This is a genomic window from Tannerella forsythia 92A2 (assembly GCF_000238215.1).
Classification (GTDB): Bacteria; Bacteroidota; Bacteroidia; order Bacteroidales; family Tannerellaceae; genus Tannerella; species Tannerella forsythia.
Genome location: NC_016610.1, coordinates 946,410 through 968,799 on the forward strand (window position 1 = coordinate 946,410; position 22,390 = coordinate 968,799).

Below are 22,390 nucleotides of genomic sequence, written 5' to 3' on the forward strand. Positions count from 1 at the left end.
CGTTTTTCCAATATTAATAGCAACAAGATACATGGGTACATGGAGTATCTTTTGACATGGCTCCACCGCAATCATCAGGAATACCTGAACCTGATCGTCGAGACTTCGACCGCCGAGACTCTAAGGGGCTGAAGCCACAAGATAGAAAACTGTTCACCACTGTGCTGAAGATGTATCACCAACAAAAGGAGATGTTCTACTACGACGAGCACCGGTGTCCGGAGCAGATCGTCAGCATCTTTCAACCGCATAAGACCTATAGTCAGAGGCGAGGCCAAGGTGAAGTTCGGGGCAAAGATTGGTGCAAGCATCATGAAAGGTTATACCTTCATCGACTGTCACAGCCGCGAAGTCTACAACGAATGTGAGGATCTGATGATACACCTGAAGAATTACAAGAGGCGTTTCGGTTTACTGCCCAAGAAAGTGGAAGCGGACAAGATTTACTTCAACCGAAGGAACCAGGTGATATTGAAGCTGTTGAAAATAAAGATAAGCGACAAACCTCTCAGATGGCCGCCAAAGGAACAATAAACTGCAGCACATCAAGAACAAATGGCTAAAAATGTTGGGGAGCGCAACAAGATAGAAACCACCTTTGGCACGAGTAAGCGGGTTTACAGGGCAAACAATAACAGGGCAAAATGCCTGATACGGAAGCATCGTGGACTGCAGCATGCTATTTTACGAAAAACGTGATGAAGTTTCTAAGAAAGTTTCTTCATTCTCTTATCCAAAGGATGCTGACCGTTATTTTTGGAGACGGTATACATGAGGAATATGAAAACAAAGAACTCCGGGTTGACAGAAATGAATTTTTTACAACTCTTTATAGAGTATAATTCAGTGAACCCTAATCAATAACATACATTCACATAAACTAAAAAAAGAAAAAGAATGAGCTCTTTTCCGACATTCATTCAACTTGATTCCATGGACTGCGGTCCTACCTGTTTGCGCATGATAGCCAAGCATTACGGGAAGCATTATAGTCTGGAAACGCTCCGTCAACATTCGTTTATTACACGTGAAGGAGTTTCCATGTTGGGTATAAGCGATGCTGCGGAATATATCGGGTTTCGCACATCGGGAGTAATGATTTCATTCGAACAATTGGTGGAAGAAGCCCCGTTGCCCTGCATCGTACACTGGAATCAGAACCATTTTGTGACGGTCTACGATGTTAAAAGAAATAAAAAAGGATATCGTATCCGTGTTGCAGACCCCGCGTTGGGATCAGTTACATATCATGAAGCGGAATTTAAAAAATGCTGGCTGAGTACAAAGAAAGAGAACGAAGATAAAGGAGCTGCTCTGCTTCTGCAACCCGGGCCGGAGTTTTACGATCGCGAGGATGAAAAAGAAAACCGTAATCGCAGTCTCCGGTATTTCCTACGATACTTGACACCTTATAAGAGTGAGCTTGTTCAACTAATACTGGGAATGGTTGTGGTGAGTCTTCTGCAACTGATTTTTCCATTTCTCACTCAGTCCTTAGTGGATATCGGTATCCGTGACGGTAACATGAGTTTTATCACGCTGATTCTGATTGCTCAACTCATTATTTTTATCGCCCGCCTTTCCGTGGAGTTTATCCGCAGCTGGATATTGCTGCATATGAATACACGGATAAACATCGCCTTGATTTCGGATTTTTTAGCCAAATTGATGAAATTGCCTCTTCGCTATTTCGACACAAAAATGACAGGTGATATCATGCAGCGTATCGGTGATCACGGACGTATCGAATCGTTTCTTACGGGCAATTCCATCAGTACGCTTTTTTCATTTGTCAATTTCTTTGTGTTCGCTTTTGTATTGGCTTATTATAATTTAGTTGTTCTTGGTATTTTTCTTGTCGGTAATGCCTTGTATGTGGTATGGATACTCTCTTTTATGAGGTATCGCCGCGAGTTGGATCACAGACGTTTTGCCCAATCCGCCGGAGAACAGAGTAATATCATACAGCTAATCACCGGCATGCAGGAAATCAAGCTGAATAATTGTGAGAAGCAGAAACGATGGCAATGGGAACGAATCCAGGTAAAGCTGTTTAAGATAGGTGTTAAAGGGTTAGCTTTGGGACAAATGCAACAAGTCGGCTCAGTCTTCTTTACTCAAACCACGAATATCATTATTTCGTTTATTGCAGCCAAAGCTGTTGTGGATGGACAGATGACACTCGGTATGATGATGTCGCTCACTTACATTATCGGCCAGTTATCCTCTCCGGTGGAACAGTTTATCGGCTTTGCCCGTTCATTCCAGGATGCTCAAATCAGTTTAGAGCGGTTGAATGAGGTACATGGAAAAGAAGATGAGGAGGAAACTATTGAAAATAAACTGACGATTTTGCCGGACAGACGCGATATTACATTGGAAAACGTGTCGTTCAGTTACGACGGTGCCGACCGTGATTATGTATTGGACGACATCAGTCTGCATATTCCACAGAACAAAGTTACGGCTATTGTGGGGGCCAGCGGCAGCGGGAAAACGACCCTCATTAAGCTCTTGCTGGGTTTCTATGAACCCAATAAAGGGAGCATTAAAATCGGTGAGACCCCGCTGACCGTTATCAATCCGCACCTCTGGCGCAGTAAATCGGGCTCGGTGATGCAGGACGGATTTATATTCTCCGACACCATCGCACAGAATATCGGTGTGGGCGACGATTATGTGGATATTGAGAAACTGCGTCATGCGGTTACCGTAGCCAATATCCGGGACTTTATCGACTCTCTGCCGTTGGGATACAACACTAAAATCGGGATGGAAGGAAACGGCATCAGTCAAGGACAGCGTCAACGTATCCTGATCGCCCGCGCCGTGTATAAGAACCCCGAATTTATCTTTCTCGATGAAGCCACCAACGCGTTGGATGCCAATAATGAAAAAGAAATCATGAAACACCTGCACGAGTTTTACAGGGGTAAGACGGTTGTGGTGGTTGCGCATCGATTAAGTACCGTAAAAGATGCGGATAAGATCGTGGTGCTTGATCAAGGTAAAGTAGCTGAAGAAGGTACACACGAAACATTGACGGCATTGAAAGGGAAGTATTATGAATTGGTGAGAAATCAGTTGGAGCTGGGGAGATAACGAATGGAGTATGGAAAAGGAAGAGAAGAAATACAAAGAGATCGAGCTTCGTAGCGAGGAGGTGCAGGAAGTTATGGGCGAAATTCCACCGTGGATTCTCCGATGGGGGATTACCACACTTTTTGTTATCGTGATGGCTCTGTTGACCGGCAGTTGGTTTTTCAAATACCCCGACACCATAAAAGCAGAAATAACGGTAACCTCGTCCGACCCGCCCGTCAGCATTATTGCCCGCTCTTCGGGGAAAATAGATGATATCTTTATCAAAAACAATGAGGCGGTTGAATGTCAGGCGATATTGGCAGTGATCCAAAATCCGGCAAAAACCGAAGACATGCTGGAACTGATAAGTAGGATGAAAGCATGGAATATCTACGGATATTCGGAAGAAACCGTGCGAAGATTCTTTAACGGCCCCTCCTTGTCATTAGGGAATATTCAGGCTGCTTACGCCTCTTTTTTAAGCAGTTTAAATGATTATCGAAACTACAAAACGCTGAACTATTATCCTCAAAAGATCGCATCCCAAAAAGAGCAGTTGGTTACTCAAAGAGAATATTATAATCGCATTCTCAAACAGGCGCCTGTCATGAGCGAACAGTTTCGGACATCAAGGAATATCTTTGACAGGGATTCTATTCTTTTGTCTAAAAACGTTATTTCGGAGAATGAATATGACATCTCCAAAAACAGTTTCCTGCAGAACAAACAGTCTTATCTCTCCTTCAGCGCTTCATTGAAACAGTCGGAAGTTCAATTGATGAAGGGAGAAGAGAATTTGCTCGATTTGCAGCAACAGGCAACCGAGTTGGAACGGAAATACCGGCTATCGCTCCAAAATGCCGTAGAAGCATTGAGTGCGCAAATCAAAACGTGGGAGCAGAATTATTTGTTGGTAAGCCCCATTGCAGGTACGGTTAATCAAATGGGCGTGTGGAGCAACAACCAGAACGTAAATACGGGAGAAACCGTTTTCACGGTTATTCCCGCACGACAAGACCAACCCAAAGGTAAAGCGTTGCTACCCGTTCAGGGAGCAGGGAAAGTAAAAGTCGGTCAACGGGTCAATGTGCGCATCAACAATTTTCCCGACCAGGAGTTCGGTTATCTTATCGGGAGAGTGGAGAGTGTTTCAAATGTCCCTACGGCAGAGGGGTTTTATGTGGTGGAAATAGATTTTCCGAAAGGAATGGATACGAATTACGGAAAGACGCTGCCCATCACCCGCCAGATGTTGGGAAGTGCGGATATTATTACCGAAGATTTGCGGTTAATCGAACGCCTCCTTATGCCGATAAAGAAATTATTAAAAAATCAACAATAACATGGAAAAACAACGTGAGTTCTTAAAGAATTATACCGATCGTCTGATAGAGAAAGGAAAATGTTTCCCCAATATCGGCCTTTGGGACGGTAAAATGGGGATTGCCGTTTATCTGCTGCATCTTGCCCGGATAACGGGAGAGGAGAATTACGAACGTCAGGCAGATGAATTTATGGATACGGTTTACGAACAACTGGCCGAACGAACCTCTTTCTTTTACGGTGACGGATTGTTGGGGATCGGATGCGGTATCGAATATATGATCGAACACGGATTCATCGAAGGAGACAGTGATGAAATTCTTGCGGAGATAGATATTGTCGCACGAAATATCGTCGACAGAAGACCGATAGAATCCCTCCCTTTGCAAGACGGCGTTTGCGGTGTGGGATATTATTTATACCGGCGACTGAAGAACAAACCGGACAATGACGAAAGCATGCTAACACTTAAATTCAAAGAATACCTGATTTATCTGATCGATTGGATAGAAGAGTTATTGCTGAAAACGAAAGAGGAAGATGACTATAACGATGCCTATTTCCTGTTGTGCCGATTGCATCGGTTGGATGTATTTAACCACAAGATAGAGCGGATGATGGGGCTTTGTCTTCGGAAGCTGATTGATTTTAACTGTCGCATATCCGATCCGTATGAATTATTGGGAATAGAATCACTGAAAATTTTAAAGTCATGGATATAACCTCGGAACTTACGATTGTCATTCCCGTACGTATGGATAGTAAGGAACGGGAAGAAAACTTGAGAGCAATCCTGCCTTATCTTATTTCCTATACCTATGCAACAATCTTGGTTATGGAAGTAGATGAAGAGCAGAAGTTTTTTCTGAAGAACACAGATAAGAGAATAAAATATTATTTCCAAAAAGATACGGATGTCATTTTTCATTATACCCGGTACAGAAATGAATTACTTATACGATCGGAGACGAATATCGTTGCGATTTGGGATGCGGATGTTTTTCTGACAGTATCTCAGCTAAAGGCAGGGATTGAGTGGGTGAAGAAAGGGGTTACGATGTGTATACCATACGACGGACGGGCATTTTATTTATCTCCGGAGGATAGCATAAACGCCCGAAAGAATCTATATCGTTATATCAATAACTGTGAAGAAGAGAGCTTAATACCTCTATTGGGCCGTCCCTCTGTCGGAGGAGTATTTATCATAAATAAACAGCGTTACCTGCAAGCCGGCGGTGAGAATGAAAACATTTACGGATGGGGGCCTGAAGATGCCGAACGTGTCAAACGCATGGAGATTCTGGAGGAACCTGTGAAACGGGGCTCCGGTCCTCTGTTTCATCTATACCATCCGAGAGGGATCAATTCGACCTTCGGATACGATGAGAGAGATCGAAATAACGTGAATGAACTGATAAAAGTATGCCGGATGAGTACCGAAGAACTTCGCAAATATATCCAAACATGGAAGTGATTATGGATATCGATACCCCGGATGATATGGCAAAGTTCCAATTCCTTAAAGAATATTTTACCTATTGAGCATTACACAAATCGTACATGTTAATAAAGAATCATTGCTGTCGTACATTTGCACTATTACTGATTTTAACGTGAGTTCGATCTAAGCGGTCATCAATCTTGAGTTATCCATAATCTCCTGATAGAGGTTTATGGAGGGTTTCTTCTCAAAGAAAGAAATTGTCAAGTAACTGTCTTTTATTTCTTTTCAAACAATTGCAGCAGAGTTTTTCTCTACGGTACTTCTACGGCGAAAGTGCCCATGCCATCAAGATACGGATATGGGTTACCCTTATAGCAAATCTTCTGCTGATGGTCATACAAAAGCGTATCAAACGCACATGGGGCTTCTCCGAACTGGCGACAATGGTGAGGATTATGCTGATGTATTATGTGAACTGTTACATTCCTTGAAAATCCCGAAAAAGATTGGGCAAAAATGCTTGAAGGAGTAAGAGATGTGTCACCTGATACGCAACTATTTGACTAAAAGATACTTACTTTTTGAAAAACATATCCGCAACCAATAGTATCCTTATTTTTTGGGGGGGAGGTATGCGAGTTCTTAGTCCGGGAGTGGAATAGCTCCGAGACTATCAACTTTTGATTTTCGAGAGATGTTTGCCTCAACTTTCCCAACAAAAATCTTACACAGGACAGGCTATGCGTCATTACTGAGCTTATATCTTGAATGGTACTCCAAATAGAAACCACTGTATGTGAAACCATATGTACGGTGATGTGAGAGGTCGGAAAACGAACGTGAAAAGAAAACTGCTTCGTTTTCCTCCTGCCTAACCAATACCATATTTATAAAAAAAACACAATAAAATAAAAAATCAAAAAAAATGGAAGCTCTGATAAGAAAAAGTTTTATAACTTTGGAGGTGAAAAAATTGCATTTACATCTTTTATGCTTCGATGGACTTTTCGGCAAGATAGCATATTTTCTCAACACAATGAGAACTTATAAAAAAGTAGCAATAAAAGAGTTACATTGCAAACTAAATTTTTTATTGATATGAACATGAATCTATTAAGACAGTATTTAAAAACAGGTTTTCGTGTTTTTTTGAAATATAAAATACAATTATCTATCGCGATTTTGGGACTCGCCTTTAGCTTGGTATGTTTTATCCCGACTGTTTATTGGCTACATTACGAAACGACCTACGATCGTTTTTATTCGGATGCAAAGGAAATATACCGCATATATGCTGTCGAAAAAGGCTCCGGTAAAGTGAATGAACAGGTACCCGGGCTTTTAGGCAACGAGTTACTCAAATACTTTCCTATATTGGAGGCTACTGCCGGTTTTGTCACGGAACAATTAGATTACCAGACAGAAGAAAACGATTATATCCAGTTAAAGACACTATGTGTTGACAGCGCCTTTCTAAACGTTTTTCAACAGCCGTGTGTTTACGGAGACATGAAGCAAGCGTTACAGATGGCGGGAAATATCGTTTTAACCGAAACTGTGGCTTCGCGTTTATTTGGCACTGCAGAAAAGGCGATTGGACAAAAACTGGAGCATTCTTTATCCAGAATTTTCGGTCCTTGTACAGTAACGGCCGTCGTTCAAGATTCGCCGGCAAATACGAATCTGCCATTCGATGCCATTTTTAATTTTCCCGCCTTACAAGATGCATCTATGATCATGAGCACTTCCGAACAATGGCAATATTACAATAACAATCTATACGTGAAGTTTTATCCTCAAGCAAATAGCAAAGGGTTTGAACAACAGCTTCGTAATTTCACTTCAAGAACAAACAAGAATACCGATATTGAGCTAAGGATGCTTCCGATTAGCGATGTTCGTCACAAACTAAACAGCGACCAGCTTTTTACCTTGAACTTCATACGATTGCTGGTGATTTCAAGCATCTTGTTAATGCTCAGCGCACTCTTCAATTTCTTAAATTTGTATCTTGGCCTTTTCCGTCAACGTATCAATGAGTTCCGTCAACGCATGATTCATGGAGCTACAAGCCGACAAATTATCACGCAAATGATGTTCGAGTTAACTTGTGTTGTATTGTCGGCATTACTGATTGGAACTTTCTTCATTTTCCTTACTCGACCTGTCGCATCCAATCTATTAGGAATAGTCATGCCTACACCGCAATTGATTTATTTTTCTCTGCTTTCCGGTCTGGGCATAATGCTGTTCGTATTGCTTTTCAGCCTGATCCCCTGTTGGAGGATGAATCAGCTGATTACAAGAAATATGGCAGAAAGAAAAGCGTCTAATCAACCTATGTTACAGCGAATCGCGATATCTTTTCAACTCGCAGTCAGCATCGTTTTTATTATTGCCGCTTCGGTCACAATGATGCAAATGCGTTTCATCAATCAAAAAGATTTGGGATTCGACCGGGGGGGAATCATTCAATTATATAGCGAAAACATGAAGCTGGATGAACATAAAGCTACCATAAAACAACGCCTTGAAGCAATCCCTCAAATTATGAACATTTCTGCTACGGACTATTCTCCCGATAAAAATGCGACCGTGACAACCGAGGTAGAATGGCCGGGAAAACAGTTGCACAAAAAACCTGTTTTCCAATGGCTCTTTGCCGATGCTAATTTTGCTAAGACTTTCCGATTAAAACTGATTGCGGGTCGATGGTGGGAAGAAGGTCAAAACGAAAATCATAAAGTCGTTCTTAACGAAGAAGCGGTCAAGGTTATGGGGCTTAGTGAACCGATAGGTTCCATTATTCGAATGAATCCTTTTTTGATTACTAATGATGGCGTTGCTCCCATGGAAGAATATGAAGTGATAGGTGTGGTAAACGATTTTCACTCTCATTCTCTTCGAAGTCGTATTCATCCGACGATTATTAGAACCGGTTTAGAAAACATCTGGTATATCCGTGTCGTGCCCGGACAAGAGCAGGAAGTGATGCAGCGAATATCTTCGATACTGACAGATATAGATATCCGTTTGACGGATACTCGTCTGACTTTGCTTGATGAAGTATACGACCGGTTAGATTATTCGGAACAGATCGGTTTAAAATTATTTTTCATATTGGCGATCGTTTGTCTTTCAATCTCTTTGTTCGGAATTTATGCCATAGCAAGATCAACGACTCAAAAGCGTCGCAAAGAAATAGCGATTCGCAAGATATTTGGAGCTGATATACAAAATGTTGTTCGCATGTTTGTTTGCGAATATTCTCTATTGGTTGTTTTTGCAGCCGCAGTAGCTCTCCCGATCGCTCATTATGTTATGTACCGCTGGCTGCATGGATATGCTTATCACACGAATATTCCATGGTGGTTACCGGTAATGGTGTTTACGGGTAGTATTACGCTCGTATTATTTACAGTGTTAGGACAAGTGCTAAAAGCAGCCGGCAGTAATCCTGCAAAAGTCATAAAAAGTGAGTAAGCTTATATTATTAGAGTTTACGTAAATTAGTTTCTGTATGTCCACGGTTCGATTTTCATCCTCAGATTATGCAACACAGCACATGTAGCAAAAAACCGTTCAACGAAAGAGTTTGTTCTGAGCCTGCATTCATCTTTGACAATCCTCATGAACTTGGCTCTGCCGATGACATGTTCCACCCGTACCCTGATACGGGAAATCTCTCTATTGAACGCTTTCGGGTCATCAGAAAGCGCCTTTCCCCTGCTTTTCTTGACAGGTTGTATAATTGTGCCCCCTTGGAAAGTATATCCCTGATATCTGGTGTCCTGATACAAAGTGCACGGAACCGGAAAGGAGTACATAGTATCGGCCATCTTCTTGTCATGTGTCTTTCCGGAAACGCTCCGACTGACAAAGAGAATCTGCAGGATACAGTGATGATGACTGCATTCTTTATCGTATGCCGCTTCTTTTTCCCACTGTATTGCTTTTTCTGTTCATCGGTAGTCTACTGGATGAGGAATCTCCCTTTCTGTCCCGTCATGAAGCAATATGGGCTGAATTTCCTCTTAGGAAAGTCCGACAAGCGTTCGGAAAGTTCCTTGTCGGTCTGTGCGGGGATAAGGCCCATTGTTTTATGGCCGGAACGAAGAATATGCGTCAAGCAATGCACGAAAGTATTGCAATGCTTCTAACCCATCCCGAAACAAGCCGTATGGTACTCTTGCATAGGGTTATTCTTCAGATAGACAAGGATAAAGAAAAGACGTTCGGTAACATCCGGCAAAGGACTGTTCTTGTAAATACAGAAACTGCAACGGTTGGTGTGGAGTTTATCAGTCATATCATATTCAGACAGATAGTCATAATGAGCAGCCTCAAAGTAAGAAAGAAGACGAGAGAACTGAACATGGCTCAAGCCGGTGAGCACACGGAAACTCATGGGATTATCTCTATGTTCGTTGTAAGCCATGCGACAAAGATACACGCATACGCGATATATAACAAATCTAATTTACATTAACTCTATTATAAATGAAGGCATATGTAGAAGAACTAAATAAAAGACTTTTGCAATCAATAGATGAGTATTATCCTGTTGGTTTGGCTCAAGGTCAAATAGGAATAAGTATCTATTTCTACCATTTATTTCGAATAGAAAAGAATGAGAATTATAAAGTGATTGCGGACCAACTATTAGATAATTCATTAGTTAGCATATCATTGGATTCATCTATTTCTGTTGAAAATGGTCTTGCTGGAATAAGTTTGGGTATTATATATTTGATAAAAAAAGGCTTTGTAAAAGGAGATTTAAATGAATTGTTGGAGAATATCGATAATGTTATTTTTAAACATTTAGCCTTTACTCAATCTAATTTGTCTTTCCAAAGAGAAGAGTTGTTGCATCTTATTTATTATTTATCCGTAAGGTTACGTGACCAAAAAGAGAAAAATGATATTTATATATATCAAGAACTTATTATTAAAACCATCAACATTTTTACTGATAAATTAAGTGACAATTTTTTCAATGAAGGATTTTCTTTTTCAGTATACAATTTTCACTTGCCTTTATTCACTTACATCTTATCATGTTTATTGAAGCTAAATTTCTATAATAATCGCATTTACAAAATTTTGGAAGAGTTTGAGTACTCTATCTTATCTAAAATACCAATACTACATGCTAATCGGTTATTCATGCTTTGTGGAATACTTCCACTTGTTCCTTATATGAAAAATCCAAAATGGGAACTACATGCGCAACTACTCCATAGAGAAATAAATTTGCAAGTTATTTTCAACAAAGAAATAAACAACAAACATATATTTGTCGGAAATGGATTGCCTTTAATATATTTACTGCTTTATTATTTGGAAAATTATCACCCAAAATACAAAATATGTTACAACCCTCAAGATTTTCAAGATAAAATTATTTCTTCTGAAGCTTGGGAATCGCTGTTCGCACAAAATAACTTTTTTGAGGCTCATCAAGGACTATTAGAGGGCTTCCCAGGAGTACAATTAGTCCTTTCACATATTCAAAAACGAGGCATATGAAAACTGATTTAAACGATACAACATTTATAATTCCGATACGTTTAGACTCTATTATTCGTTTGGAGAATCTAATACTTACAGTTGATTGTATTCAAAGTTTTTTTAATACTAATATTATTATTTTGGAAGCATCATCATATAGAAATGATATAATACCATCTCTATGTAAGAATATCACTTATTGGTTCATAGAAGATAAAGACCCCATTTTTCATAGAACCAAATATTTAAATAAAATGACAGAAAAAGTAAAAACAGAGATTATTTCAATATGGGATAGCGATATTATCTTGGAAGCTGAACAAATACAAGACTCTGTGTTGCAATTACGTGAAAACAGTTACAATGTGGCTTATCCTTATAATGGAGATTGTTTAGATACCTCGGATATTTTAAGAAATCATTATTGGAAATATAGAGATATTCAGTTTTTAAAAAAACATAAAGATAAGATGACCCCTCTTTATGCAAATAATGGGAGGGGGGCAGTTGGTGGTGCAGTCTTATTAAAAACAGAAGACTATGTAACTTCAGGGATGGAAAATGAAGATTTTTATGGTTGGGGATTAGAGGATGGGGAGAGGTACTGTCGTTGGGTAGAATTTAACTTTAAAATTTATCGAAGTAAAAATTGTATGTTTCATTTGTCTCATCCACGTGACAAAAATGGTATGTTTCATTCGATGAATCATAAAAATAAAGCAATGCATAATTTTTATGAGATTGTTAATCTTGGAAAAGAAGAACTTAAACGAAAAATCACAAGTTAATTCGGCATTGTTAATTAGATTCAATCAAGTATCCATCTGCCGTTGCTTAGGCGTATTTGATAAGAATAATTTGCAACAAATCCCTCTCCATGAATAACGACCGGTGTGTTAATTGTTTTAAAAGGAATAAAAATTTCCCGGGTAATGCTTCCATTCTGTTTTGATATAATCATATGGTATGATCCGCCTCTATCTTTTCCTTTACTATGATAGTCCGACATATCATAACAAATCAAATTATATTTGTCATAATCAAAAACGGACGAAACGTCCCGATCAAGATCCAAATATCTTATAAATGTTCCGTAAAGGTCGTATACGACAATTTTATTTCCTTGCGACTTTACAAATATTTCGCCATTGCTTTCATCAAGAACAATCTCATTAATCCTTGTATATTCTTCGGGACCTTGCCCCTGTCGGTTTATCTTCCTTAATCCTTTACCGGTTTTTCTGTCAAAAACAAAAATATTCCCATCACTATTCTTGTTTTTTAACAGCAAGTATTCTTTCCCTACATCTTGTACCAAACCTTGAGTAACAAACTCGTCGGTTGTTTCCAAGGGAATATACTCTACACTCATAAAATCCTGAAGAACGAGTTCTTTTTTAGGGTAGCTTCTCGAAACATCAACGATAATTAAATCTTCGTTTGATTGTTTGTTTCCTTCACACGCCACCAATAGCACAAACAATATGACCGTTAGAAATACATTTGTTTTTTTCATTATCTTATTTTTTTATGTGACAAAGATTACTACGACCAATATTTATTTCATAGTCAGACGGCGATGGGCAAAACCACTGATAGACATAACTATTACATATAAGTAAAATGCAATATTATATTATAGAGTATAGCTTCCGCCATCAGACGAATGCACCGCATTTGATTGCTGTGGGCCGCTTGCAGTATTTACGCCACTACTACTTCCAGCACAATAACAACCAATACAAGCACATGAGGATCCCCCTCTTAACAAATCCAACCTTCGTTGGTCTAATTCACTCATGCTGATTTGATTCAGCCTAATTTTTTTTCAAATTTCTCATTGTTGTAAAATTTAAGTAAATACAGGGAACAAAAATAGTTGCCCTAACATCCTTCTCCAAAATATTAATCCACTTTTCTAACGAACGGTAGCATTTTTCCTAATAAACGGTATATTTACCCTTGACTGCTGTTTTAATTAACACAAACACAAGCTGCCTTTATCCGGAATAAAGTTACGTCGTAAACCTCTTTACAAGAGAATGGATATTATTACGTGAGTTCGGGATAAAAATTGACCTGCACACATGCCTCACGCAACTGACCCTTGAAATAGGATGACTTGGACAGAAACTCATTCATAAACAAAGTGCTATCCGACATACTCTTGTACTTTTGTCATACATGTCTTCTCCGTTATGGAGCAACAGGAACCCGGTTCCACCCAAAAACACCGAGGTACCGCATGCGGTTATTTCCGTTGAATCGTTTATTTTTGCATCCGGAATTTAAATACAAGAATAAAGATGAGATTGATACGGGCAGGCGGTCTGTTGTTAAGCATTGCATGGTGCTCCTGTTCTGCAGCAACAGCGCCGGATGAGCATGATACGAACAGGGTCTCCGAAGAGGCGATATCCGCTTTCTTTGCCGACCGTCTGGCAGGTAAAACAGCCACTTTCGCAGGAGAGAAAACTATGAACCTATGGGAGGTCGAGCAGCAGCGCCAATGGGTGTGGGAGATATGGAAAGCAGCCAACGAAGCCTTTGCCGAAGAAAAACTAATCGACTTGAAGCCTTTGTCGGAAACGTCGTTGGGGCGCTGGGTATTACCCGAAAACCTGGAACGTGATGCCGTCATGCCCTACTATTGGGGAACAAAAGGAAACAATAAGCCCAAGGACGGTTTTCCGCTCTACCTGTATCTGCACGGTTCGGGCGATAAGCATCAGGAATGGGCAACAGGGCTGACCCTTTGCACCCGGTTCGACGATGCTCCTTCGGCCTATTTCATCCCTCAGATACCGAATGAAGGCGAATATTATCGCTGGTGGCAAAAGGCCAAGCAGTTCGCATGGGAGAAGCTGCTGCGACAGTCACTCGTATCGGGGCAGATCGATCCCGACCGGATGTATATCTTCGGTATCTCCGAAGGGGGATACGGCAGTCAGCGGCTCGCATCGTTCTACGCCGACTATCTGGCCGGCGCCGGACCGATGGCGGGAGGAGAACCGCTCAAAAACGCTCCGCCCGAGAACTGCCGTAACATAGCATTTTCCTTACTCACAGGCGCGGACGACAAGGGTTTCTACCGGAATACGCTGACATCGTATGTGCAAGAGGCTTTCCGACAACTCCATACGCAAGACCCTGAACATTTCATGCATCGCATCGAACTGATTCCCGGCAAAGGACACAGCATCGACTACCGTCCTACGACTCCGTGGCTAAAACAGCATGTACGAAACCCGCATCCGAAGCATGTGACGTGGGAAGACTATGAGATGGACGGCCGGCACCGTCCGGGCTTTTACAACCTTTACCTTCCCGAACGGGCAGATAATGCCGGACGGAAACGTTACGAGATGAATATTACGAACAACACGATCACCCTGCAAATCGACGATGTAACCTATGAGACAGTTGAGACCGATCCGCACTGGGGCATCGAAATGAAGTTCAAGAAACATTATACCCCTTCGCGTAACGGGAGACTGATACTCTATCTGTGCAACGAGCTGGTCGACCTGAACCGTGAAATAACCGTAACGGCAAACGGCGAGCAAGTATTCAAAGGTACCGCCACACCCGACCTGAAACATTTAATAAACAGTTGTGCCCGATTCTTCGATCCTCACCGGCTCTATCCCGTTGCGATCGAAGTAGCCTGGTGATCCCAAAGCGAACGGGAAGTATAATCTGAAAAAAAAGGATTATTTTTGCGGCACGGTTTCCCGACGCAAACGGACATGGACATACGGACAAAAATCATCTCTCCCTTTTTTGCACGACGACAACACGCAATCGAATCGTTCGGAAAGCGGACTGTCGACATCCAGCGGCAGCAGTTGCGTTACCTGCTCGGCAAGGCACGCAACACCACTTGGGGGAAGCGTTATGCTTTCGCGGAGATCTCGGGATACGACACCTTTCGCGAACGTATCCCGCTTCAGAGTTACGAAGACTTGCACCCGTTCATCGAACGGATGATTAACGGAGAGAAAGACGTGCTGTGGCCCTCGACCGTGCGATGGTACGCCCAAAGCAGCGGCACAACGAACGACCGCAGTAAATACATCCCCGTCACGTCCGACATCCTGCGCCGCTGCCATTATGCGGGAGGCTTCGACACCGTTGCGCTTTACCTGCATAATTGCCCCGACACGCGTTTCTTTTCGAAGAAAGGGTTGATCCTTGGCGGCAGTCACAGCCCGTCGCCCCTGAACAGGCGGGCACATTGCGGCGACCTCTCGGCCGTGCTGCTGCAAAAACTGAATCCGCTCGTCAACCTGATACGTGTGCCGCGCAAAGAGATCATTCTAATGGACGAATGGGAAAGAAAGATCGAGGCGATTGTGGAAAATACATGGAAGAAGGATGTAGTCAGTCTTTCCGGCATTCCGTCATGGATGCTTGTGCTGATCAAAGCCGTTTTGCAGCGAGCAGGCAAACAGACACTGCCCGAAGTATGGCCGAACCTCGAAGTCTTTTTCCACGGCGGGGTCGGGTTCGAACCGTACCGCACACAGTACGAACGACTGATACCGTCGGACCGAATGCACTATATGGAGACGTACAACGCTTCGGAAGGATTCTTCGGGTTACAGGACGACCCGTCGGACAAAAGCATGCTCCTGATGCTCGACTACGGGGTGTTCTACGAATTTATCCCCACGGGCGAATCCGGGCGTCCGGACGATGGGATCGCTATCCCGCTCGAAGCGGTCGAGACCGGCGTGAATTATGCGATGATCATCACCACAGCCGGCGGACTGTGGCGCTACCGCATCGGCGACACGGTGCGCTTCACGTCTACCTTCCCGCACAAATTCGTGATCACGGGACGTACCCGTTTTTTTATCAATGCTTTCGGCGAAGAGTTGATGGCGGACAATACCGAGAAAGGCATCCGAAAAGCTTGCGAAAAAACAGGCGCCTTAGTGAGGGCGTATACAGCCGCCCCCTTGTTCCTGCTCGACAAGGCAAAAGGACGCCATCAGTGGGTGGTTGAGTTTGAGACACCGCCGCCCTCCATCGAAACATTCGCCACCGTGTTGGACGATGCTTTGCAGACACTTAATTCCGACTATGCCGCGAAACGTTACAAGGAAATCTCCCTGCAACCCCTCGAAGTAATTCCCGCCCGCGAACATTTGTTTTACGACTGGCTCAAGAAACGCGGCAAATTGGGAGGACAGCACAAAGTACCTTGCCTGAGCAACAGCCGGGACATATTGGAAGAACTCTTGTCGATGAACGGCTAATCACGAAAAGAATATCTCACATAAGGTCGGAAACTATCCGTATTCTTCGAGTAGAGTACGAATATAAGCCATTTTGTTCTCCTGATCCCACGAATAGGTTTTGCTGTTCTGTTGCAAAAATTCGAGCAGAAGCAATGCTTTCTCCAACAGGTCGTAGCGCAGGGAACCCTCTTTTTTGATCAGTGCGTCACGATAGAGCAATTCCGAGAGCATGCGCATTTTGGCTAACGCTTTCTGTTCACTGTTTTCCGTCCACAGGTCGTTAAGCAGGTCTTCTTTTTCGATTTCATAGAAATGATGTGCCGGACAACGGAAAAAATGCTCGTAGATGGCATTATAACGCGCCTGCATGTCAGCCGTAGCAGCCTCGTCATCCTCATCACTGCGCCGCACCACTTTGGCGATGGCCTCGAAGAACTCCTGTAAGATCTTCAGGATGTAATCTTGTTCTATCATTGTCCCTGTCGTTTATTTTATCTACCGAAACACAAAAATATGAAACATGGTAAGATTTGCCAAATCCCGGTACGGCAAATCGGTTTGCCCATATTGGCATGTCCTGCCGCTCTTTGCAGGACGAAACACGATACAGTCAAATGCGAAATACCGTATTTTTTCTACCTTCGTTGTAGCAAATCGCCCTTTGCCTCGTTATAGGGATGAACAGTCAAACGAATGGATAACGAATATAAGAACCTCGTCGATGGCGTGCGAAGATGCGAGCAACAGGCGCAGATGGCTTTCTACGACCGCTTCTTCCGTCCGGTTTATCAGAGTGCCGCAGCTGTTGTCGGCAATCGCGACGAAGCCGAAGAGATCATGCAGGACACTTTGCTGAAGATCTTCGTCCGTCCCGAACTGCTCAACGACGATCCGCAGGCGATGGAACGCATCCTGCGACGGATCGCAACAAATGCGGCCATCGACACCGTACGAAAGCAGAAGAACTTTTACACTTCAATCAACGAAGAGCAGGTGTCGGAACCGGCCGACGAAGACGAGCCGGCCGATGAGCAGCCCGACATCGATGAAATACGTACCGGCATCGGACGCTTACCTGTCGGTTACCGAAGCATCCTCAGCCTGCGTCTGTTCGGCGATATGAACTTCGCCGATATCGCCGCAAGGCTACAACTTAATCCATCCACCGTGCGTGTGCAGTACACGCGGGGATTGTCCCGGTTACGAAACTTATTGAATCAGCCCCAACGGATATGAACAAGAAGAATAACATATTAGAACATACGATCAAAACGCATTCGCACGAAATTTTTGCCAGTGGCGAACCGAAAGACGGACACCGCGAACGCTTTGCCCGACGACTCGAAGCGTTGCATGCCGAAACGATATCGGAAGTCGAGACGGATATATACGTAACGCACGAAGCGAAAGCGAACAACGGACGGAATCGCGTCTTGCGTGTCCTTATCGGAGCCCTCACAACGGCTGCCGCCGTGATGACCGCCTTCTGGCTGTTCACTTCACGACCGGAGATGACCGAACCGATCTCACCGGAAGACTCGCCGGCCGATGTGCAAAACCATTATGCCATGCTGTTTGAAAACGAATTGGAAACAACGAAACAAATGCTTACCTTAATGAACGGAAGCGAACGCTCTAAAGTACTCCAAGAGTTAGAGACGATGAAAACGGAGCCGGTACCGGAAGTCCAGATGCCCGATGAAAATAAGATTACATTGATCGTCAGCATCTATTCGTCCAGAATTAGTGCTTTGCAGCAAATACAAATGAATTTAATAACCTCTCAAATAGAAACATCATGAAGAAAATTCTGTTTATTTTGGCCATCACCTTGCTGGCAACCGAAGCTTTCGCCGCGCGGAAAGAGTATAAAAGAGAAATCGTCAAGGAGTTTACCGTCGGCGACAATCCCATTCTTTCCATCGAAAACAAATACGGCAACATTCGGATCATCGAAGGAACGAACCGCAAAATTACGTTCAAGATCGAGATCAGAGGCGAAGGACGCACCGAGGAGGCCGCCCGAAAATATGCCGAGAGCGTATCGGTCGATTTTTCCCACAGCGGCAATCAGGTTTTGGCCCGGACCAAGTTTGAACCGCTCAACTGCAACAACTGCGGGCGTTCGGTACATTATATCGTTACCGCTCCTAAGAGCGTCATTCCTCTGCTGGAGAACAAATACGGGAATATTTACCTCGATAACTTCGTGCAGCCGCTCACCGTCGAATTAAAATACGGAGATCTTTTCGCAAACGCCCTCAATAAAGCGACGATCGACATCAGTTATGGCAAAGTGACGATGAACAAATGCAAAAATCTTTCCATCGAGAGCAAATACTCCGGGATCAAAATCGACGAAGCCGGGCAAGTTGTAGCCGATTCGAAATACGATAACTACCGGATCGAATCAGTGAGCGACTTCGAAATCGAAACCGGCTACACCGATGTGCGAATCGGCAAGTTGAACAAACGCCTGACGGCCGATCGGTTGAGATACGGAGGGTTGAAAATCTCCGAAGTAGCGAAAGATTTTTCGGAAATCCGGGTCGACGCGGCATACAGTAATGTAAAACTCGGACTGACCGAAGAGCATGCCTTCAAAGCCGCTCTTTATACGAACTACGGAAATATCGACACCGGCAACCTTACATTCCACAACGTATCGTTGAAGAAGAAAGGATGTATCGTCGGTACGGCGGGTAAAAGCAATAACCCGAACGCTTCCGTCAATATTTCCGTCTCGTATGGAGGAATCGTATTTAAATAAAAATGAATATCCGTGTTTGTACCTAAAAACTCCATTAAACTATTTAATAACAATAATTTGGATGCATGGATTGGAGTAAGAAATAAATTTCTGTAGATTAGCAATATATAATTAATTTTAGGCATATATACGGACATTCATATAAATAAATTGTCACACCCATCGACTTACCGCTCTCTAATAATCGCGTATATTGATTTTTATATCGAGCTGGCCGTCCGTAATCATTTTGATGATTCAGCTGGTTTTATGTTGTTATTTTAGGAATATCCCTATGTGAGCCGCTAAACCGATACGGCACGATACAGACCGGGCGGATACCGTTACTGTATCGTGCCGTCGATAAGGTCGGTGCCGGAAAGCATACAGTTATTCGTTGCGGGCGTGGACGACCTTATGTGTCGCCACGGCCTGTCCCGCTTGAATCCGGACGAAGTAAACACCCTTTGCTTCGTTGCCGAAAGGAATCCGGGTTTCGTAACGATTCTGTTGCTGTTGCGCCACAAGCATTCCCTGCGCGTTGAAGACAGCCACATCGAACATGCGGCCGTCTTCGAGCGATACGGTCAGCTGCCCCTCCGCAAACCATACTTTAGCCTCCGATAAGCCGCCTGTGATGATTACGTTGGATACCTTATTGCCGTTGCAATCTTTAAACGCCGGATTCCGGTACAGCAATCGGTTGTCTACATGGCAACACATGAAAGTAGAAAGTACCCCTTCCATTGTCGGTATTCCCGGAACAAGAATAAAGGACAAGCCTAACTGGTCATTACCCAACCCTTCGATATAGCTGTAATGTTCCCCGACGTGTATCCGCTTGTGTTTATGGCCGTCTTCGAACATGACGGAATCGATTTTCGTAATTTTTCCCGACGGAACAAGACCGGCCGAAGGGATACTTTCTCCTACCTTCAGCGAGAAATCGTAGATAACGGTTTCTTTTTGTTTTCGATAATCCTGATGTACTGTGTTTTCATATCCGGGATATGGAGTGAAGAGTACTTTATCTCCTTCGGTACGAATCAATCCTTTCAGAACGATCAGGCAATTGGATTGCAGAATCTTCCACTTTTTCCCATCTACTACGGTATCTCCATGCAAAATTGTTTCACAAAATTTATGGGTGTTTTCGTTATAACATTTCCAAACCACGGAATCTGCCTTAAAGGCATTCACATACTTGCCGCCGAAAGCGTTTTCTTGCGGCCAAACTCCTGCCGATACCAACAGCATCAGCGAAAATGATAAAAAGATACTTTTCTTCATGATTATACTATTGAACAGTTCATTTTTTTCGAAAGTCGATATATACGGAAAAAAGAAAATTTCTACCCCTATTATTTTACCGAGAACCATACATGGCATCGGGAGCAAAAGAGAAATGCCCTCCCGAAGCTATATCAAGATTTTTGCAATATAATTTAGATCGACTATCAATGATTAATTTACCACCGGGCTCAACTGTGATTTTTTTAGCCGAAACATCTAACGTAGCTCCATTGGTGATACGTAATGTCGCTCCGCTTTTTACGATGATATCTCGATCGTATTGCCTGTCCGAATGGATGTTTACCGTACCGGTAATGACGACGTCTGTCGGAACACTGTTTATTTCCCGAACCAGGAAAGATGCTGCTGCTTGGAAATGCGTATGTTCTTGATTCGATGCCGGCATATAAGACCTCATAAATTTTGTTTTACCTGCTTGATGAAGATTCTGACCGGTTAGCCTGCTGTTCAATTGACTTTGCCAGTCTGATAATGCTAACGCACTTACTGTTGGAACAAAAGAAAAGTAATTCTTCAACAACAGTCCGTCGGGAATTTTGCCTGCAACGTTGCTGACGTTGTAAATCCCAGCCGGGGCACCATCTAATGGATATACGAAAGCATTGCTGTCCATGCTTTTTTCTGAAATATCCAATTTTATATTTATTAAAAATAGAATTTTTTTATGTATCCGTATCCTGCCCCAATAAACATTCGATGTATTTCTGTTTGGTGCCGCATGGATTTTTACATCACTGACGACATCTGCACTTCCTGGTATTTTCAAAACAAACAGCTTCGGAAAATTCGTCAGAAGAAAAAACTTTCCATAATAATAAGTCAATAAATGCATCCAGATGGAAAATTTATATGTTTCCCGATGGTCAACCAACATCGTACCTGGCTCCATCACTTTCGTTCCGTTTCCGGTACCGTTAGTTATCGCCACATTTTCGCATTGCAGGGGAAATCCTACATTATCATACTCTGTTTGAAATGCATTATGTTCGTTACCGTCAATTTGCAAACGACTGTCTACATGATAAACCAGCATCTGTTTGGCTGCTTTGCTGTCTAATATTTCGAGCCCTTTTTTAATCATATCGATATTCTTTGCCTGAAAAATCTTGATGAAGGCTACCGAGAATTTTACGTCGGCAAGATGACGAAGCATTGCCTGCATGCCGATCGGAACATTGGCTCCTTTATGAGGAGAATCGACACTGATAAATTTCCATGTATCATGTTTTCTGTTTTCCAATTCCATCTTTCTCAAAGCATATCTCGCCACAAGTCCTCCCATGCTGATTCCCATAACGACATTGGGAGAGGCTCCTTCCTTATTTCTATTGACATAGTCGATTACTTCCTGAAAAAGAACTGCGTTTCTTCTGATATCATCCAATCCGTCATTATAATCCAAATAAATGATATCGAAAGAACTTATGTTTTCCCATATATTAGGATTGCCAATATTTAAAGTTCCAATACCTTTTTTTCTAATACTTAGGTTGGTTATATCCATATTCGTTGTTCCCAGCACATGGCTCGGGTCAAATCCTTCGGCTATAATCAACGGTTTTCTTATTTTCTGCGAGGTGTTGCCTTCCGCATATTTTATCTGTATCTTCCCTCCGGAATGTCGGGAAGAAGCGGGTATATCCGATGTCAGGTCGGCTGATTTTAATGTGACGGGCGGCTCTTCCCCTATGGATATTTTCGTTCGGCATGTAT

Annotated in this window: 21 protein-coding genes and 1 pseudogene; 14 read left to right on the top strand and 8 right to left on the bottom strand. The window is 42.8% G+C overall.

The genetic code is table 11. The features are described 5' to 3' along the window. Positions 1-74 precede the first annotated feature (74 nt). Positions 75-314 carry a hypothetical protein gene (locus BFO_RS14350; protein ID WP_052299227.1) on the bottom strand — a complete coding sequence of 80 codons (240 nt, stop codon included), beginning with the start codon at positions 312-314 and terminating at the stop codon, positions 75-77. On the opposite strand from BFO_RS14350, the gene BFO_RS14355 reads away from it, so the two are divergent. The 7 genes from BFO_RS14355 to BFO_RS03815 all read left to right on the top strand — a co-directional run bounded on the left by BFO_RS14355 (position 313) and on the right by BFO_RS03815 (position 9,337). Continuing rightward, positions 313-534, top strand: coding sequence for a hypothetical protein (locus tag BFO_RS14355; RefSeq protein ID WP_052299228.1), 222 nt, complete (start codon positions 313-315; stop codon positions 532-534). The genes BFO_RS14350 and BFO_RS14355 overlap by 2 nt on opposite strands. 363 nt (positions 535-897) lie before the next feature. Then, positions 898-3,102, top strand: coding sequence for a peptidase domain-containing ABC transporter (locus tag BFO_RS03790; RefSeq protein WP_014224290.1), 2,205 nt, complete (start codon positions 898-900; stop codon positions 3,100-3,102). A 10-nt stretch (positions 3,103-3,112) separates the two neighbouring features. Next, entirely contained in the window at positions 3,113-4,426 is a 1,314-nt protein-coding gene (locus BFO_RS03795; protein ID WP_014224291.1) for an HlyD family secretion protein, read from the top strand. Position 4,427: 1 nt separating this feature from the next. Further along, positions 4,428-5,129 carry a lanthionine synthetase LanC family protein gene (locus BFO_RS03800; RefSeq protein ID WP_014224292.1) on the top strand — a complete coding sequence of 234 codons (702 nt, stop codon included), beginning with the start codon at positions 4,428-4,430 and terminating at the stop codon, positions 5,127-5,129. Next, positions 5,120-5,884, top strand: a complete 765-nt coding sequence (locus BFO_RS03805) for a galactosyltransferase-related protein (protein WP_014224293.1) — start codon at positions 5,120-5,122, stop codon at positions 5,882-5,884. Before BFO_RS03800 ends, BFO_RS03805 begins: the two co-directional genes overlap by 10 nt. Before the next feature lie 263 nt (positions 5,885-6,147). Next, positions 6,148-6,345, top strand: coding sequence for a hypothetical protein (locus BFO_RS03810; RefSeq protein WP_041590650.1), 198 nt, complete (start codon positions 6,148-6,150; stop codon positions 6,343-6,345). Positions 6,346-6,958: 613 nt separating this feature from the next. Further along, positions 6,959-9,337: an ABC transporter permease gene (locus BFO_RS03815; RefSeq protein WP_041591103.1), complete on the top strand. Its 2,379-nt coding sequence runs from the start codon at positions 6,959-6,961 to the stop codon at positions 9,335-9,337. A 26-nt stretch (positions 9,338-9,363) separates the two neighbouring features. On the opposite strand, the gene BFO_RS16570 is transcribed toward BFO_RS03815, so the two are convergent. Together BFO_RS16570 and BFO_RS15485 are read right to left on the bottom strand one after the other, a co-directional pair. Next, the gene (locus tag BFO_RS16570) at positions 9,364-9,693 is read right to left on the bottom strand and encodes a transposase family protein (RefSeq protein ID WP_052299229.1); all 330 of its coding nucleotides are present in this window, start codon (positions 9,691-9,693) and stop codon (positions 9,364-9,366) included. A 317-nt stretch (positions 9,694-10,010) separates the two neighbouring features. Beyond that, on the bottom strand, positions 10,011-10,262 hold the full coding sequence (locus tag BFO_RS15485) for a hypothetical protein (RefSeq protein WP_143596664.1): 252 nt from the start codon (positions 10,260-10,262) through the stop codon (positions 10,011-10,013). Positions 10,263-10,354: 92 nt separating this feature from the next. On the opposite strand from BFO_RS15485, the gene BFO_RS03825 reads away from it, so the two are divergent. Further along, entirely contained in the window at positions 10,355-11,386 is a 1,032-nt protein-coding gene (locus BFO_RS03825) for a glycoside hydrolase family protein (protein WP_014224298.1), read from the top strand. Further along, on the top strand, positions 11,383-12,156 hold the full coding sequence (locus BFO_RS03830) for a galactosyltransferase-related protein (protein ID WP_014224299.1): 774 nt from the start codon (positions 11,383-11,385) through the stop codon (positions 12,154-12,156). The genes BFO_RS03825 and BFO_RS03830 overlap by 4 nt, the downstream gene beginning before the upstream one ends. Positions 12,157-12,182: 26 nt before the next feature. Here the strand turns inward: BFO_RS03830 and BFO_RS03835 are convergent. Both BFO_RS03835 and BFO_RS16575 read right to left on the bottom strand, forming a co-directional pair. Next, positions 12,183-12,884: pseudogene (locus BFO_RS03835) on the bottom strand (6-bladed beta-propeller); the annotation flags it as partial. A gap of 120 nt (positions 12,885-13,004) precedes the next feature. Then, positions 13,005-13,169 (bottom strand): hypothetical protein, encoded by a 165-nt coding sequence (locus BFO_RS16575; RefSeq protein ID WP_143596665.1) that lies wholly within the window; start codon positions 13,167-13,169, stop codon positions 13,005-13,007. A 505-nt stretch (positions 13,170-13,674) separates the two neighbouring features. Here BFO_RS16575 and BFO_RS03840 point away from each other — a divergent pair. Together BFO_RS03840 and BFO_RS03845 are read left to right on the top strand one after the other, a co-directional pair. Continuing rightward, a complete protein-coding gene (locus BFO_RS03840; RefSeq protein ID WP_041590651.1) occupies positions 13,675-15,042 on the top strand; it encodes a carboxylesterase family protein in 1,368 nt (455 codons plus the stop codon). A gap of 75 nt (positions 15,043-15,117) precedes the next feature. Continuing rightward, complete coding sequence (locus tag BFO_RS03845) at positions 15,118-16,632, top strand: GH3 auxin-responsive promoter family protein (protein WP_041590652.1); 1,515 nt, start codon at positions 15,118-15,120, stop codon at positions 16,630-16,632. Positions 16,633-16,665: 33 nt separating this feature from the next. Here the strand turns inward: BFO_RS03845 and BFO_RS03850 are convergent, their stop codons facing one another. Next, complete coding sequence (locus BFO_RS03850) at positions 16,666-17,088, bottom strand: hypothetical protein (RefSeq protein ID WP_014224304.1); 423 nt, start codon at positions 17,086-17,088, stop codon at positions 16,666-16,668. A gap of 219 nt (positions 17,089-17,307) precedes the next feature. Here BFO_RS03850 and BFO_RS03855 point away from each other — a divergent pair, with 219 nt between their 5' ends. The 3 genes from BFO_RS03855 to BFO_RS15495 are packed head-to-tail and all read left to right on the top strand — an operon-like array spanning position 17,308 to position 19,384. Then, the gene (locus BFO_RS03855) at positions 17,308-17,850 is read left to right on the top strand and encodes an RNA polymerase sigma factor (RefSeq protein ID WP_014224305.1); all 543 of its coding nucleotides are present in this window, start codon (positions 17,308-17,310) and stop codon (positions 17,848-17,850) included. After that, on the top strand, positions 17,847-18,416 hold the full coding sequence (locus BFO_RS03860) for a hypothetical protein (RefSeq protein ID WP_014224306.1): 570 nt from the start codon (positions 17,847-17,849) through the stop codon (positions 18,414-18,416). The genes BFO_RS03855 and BFO_RS03860 overlap by 4 nt, the downstream gene beginning before the upstream one ends. Further along, positions 18,413-19,384, top strand: coding sequence for a DUF4097 family beta strand repeat-containing protein (locus BFO_RS15495; protein ID WP_014224307.1), 972 nt, complete (start codon positions 18,413-18,415; stop codon positions 19,382-19,384). Before BFO_RS03860 ends, BFO_RS15495 begins: the two co-directional genes overlap by 4 nt. A gap of 369 nt (positions 19,385-19,753) precedes the next feature. Here the strand turns inward: BFO_RS15495 and BFO_RS03870 are convergent, their stop codons facing one another. Both BFO_RS03870 and BFO_RS03875 read right to left on the bottom strand, forming a co-directional pair. After that, positions 19,754-20,653, bottom strand: a complete 900-nt coding sequence (locus BFO_RS03870) for a T9SS type A sorting domain-containing protein (RefSeq protein WP_157755285.1) — start codon at positions 20,651-20,653, stop codon at positions 19,754-19,756. Between the two features lie 76 nt (positions 20,654-20,729). After that, positions 20,730-22,232, bottom strand: coding sequence for an esterase/lipase family protein (locus BFO_RS03875; protein WP_157755286.1), 1,503 nt, complete (start codon positions 22,230-22,232; stop codon positions 20,730-20,732). Positions 22,233-22,390 lie beyond the last annotated feature (158 nt).

Bases quoted from the DNA above. Each gene is read 5' to 3' on its own strand.
- BFO_RS14355 (WP_052299228.1), top strand. From the start codon at position 313: ATGAAAGGTTATACCTTCATCGACTGTCACAGCCGCGAAGTCTACAAC.
- BFO_RS14350 (WP_052299227.1), bottom strand. From the start codon at position 314: ATGATGCTTGCACCAATCTTTGCCCCGAACTTCACCTTGGCCTCGCCT.
- BFO_RS03790 (WP_014224290.1), top strand. From the start codon at position 898: ATGAGCTCTTTTCCGACATTCATTCAACTTGATTCCATGGACTGCGGT.
- BFO_RS03795 (WP_014224291.1), top strand. From the start codon at position 3,113: ATGGAAAAGGAAGAGAAGAAATACAAAGAGATCGAGCTTCGTAGCGAG.
- BFO_RS03800 (WP_014224292.1), top strand. From the start codon at position 4,428: ATGGAAAAACAACGTGAGTTCTTAAAGAATTATACCGATCGTCTGATA.
- BFO_RS03805 (WP_014224293.1), top strand. From the start codon at position 5,120: ATGGATATAACCTCGGAACTTACGATTGTCATTCCCGTACGTATGGAT.
- BFO_RS03815 (WP_041591103.1), top strand. From the start codon at position 6,959: ATGAATCTATTAAGACAGTATTTAAAAACAGGTTTTCGTGTTTTTTTG.
- BFO_RS16570 (WP_052299229.1), bottom strand. From the start codon at position 9,693: ATGGCCGATACTATGTACTCCTTTCCGGTTCCGTGCACTTTGTATCAG.
- BFO_RS15485 (WP_143596664.1), bottom strand. From the start codon at position 10,262: ATGAGTTTCCGTGTGCTCACCGGCTTGAGCCATGTTCAGTTCTCTCGT.
- BFO_RS03825 (WP_014224298.1), top strand. From the start codon at position 10,355: ATGAAGGCATATGTAGAAGAACTAAATAAAAGACTTTTGCAATCAATA.
- BFO_RS03830 (WP_014224299.1), top strand. From the start codon at position 11,383: ATGAAAACTGATTTAAACGATACAACATTTATAATTCCGATACGTTTA.
- BFO_RS16575 (WP_143596665.1), bottom strand. From the start codon at position 13,169: ATGAGTGAATTAGACCAACGAAGGTTGGATTTGTTAAGAGGGGGATCC.
- BFO_RS03840 (WP_041590651.1), top strand. From the start codon at position 13,675: ATGAGATTGATACGGGCAGGCGGTCTGTTGTTAAGCATTGCATGGTGC.
- BFO_RS03845 (WP_041590652.1), top strand. From the start codon at position 15,118: ATGGACATACGGACAAAAATCATCTCTCCCTTTTTTGCACGACGACAA.
- BFO_RS03850 (WP_014224304.1), bottom strand. From the start codon at position 17,088: ATGATAGAACAAGATTACATCCTGAAGATCTTACAGGAGTTCTTCGAG.
- BFO_RS03855 (WP_014224305.1), top strand. From the start codon at position 17,308: ATGGATAACGAATATAAGAACCTCGTCGATGGCGTGCGAAGATGCGAG.
- BFO_RS03860 (WP_014224306.1), top strand. From the start codon at position 17,847: ATGAACAAGAAGAATAACATATTAGAACATACGATCAAAACGCATTCG.
- BFO_RS15495 (WP_014224307.1), top strand. From the start codon at position 18,413: ATGAAGAAAATTCTGTTTATTTTGGCCATCACCTTGCTGGCAACCGAA.
- BFO_RS03870 (WP_157755285.1), bottom strand. From the start codon at position 20,653: ATGAAGAAAAGTATCTTTTTATCATTTTCGCTGATGCTGTTGGTATCG.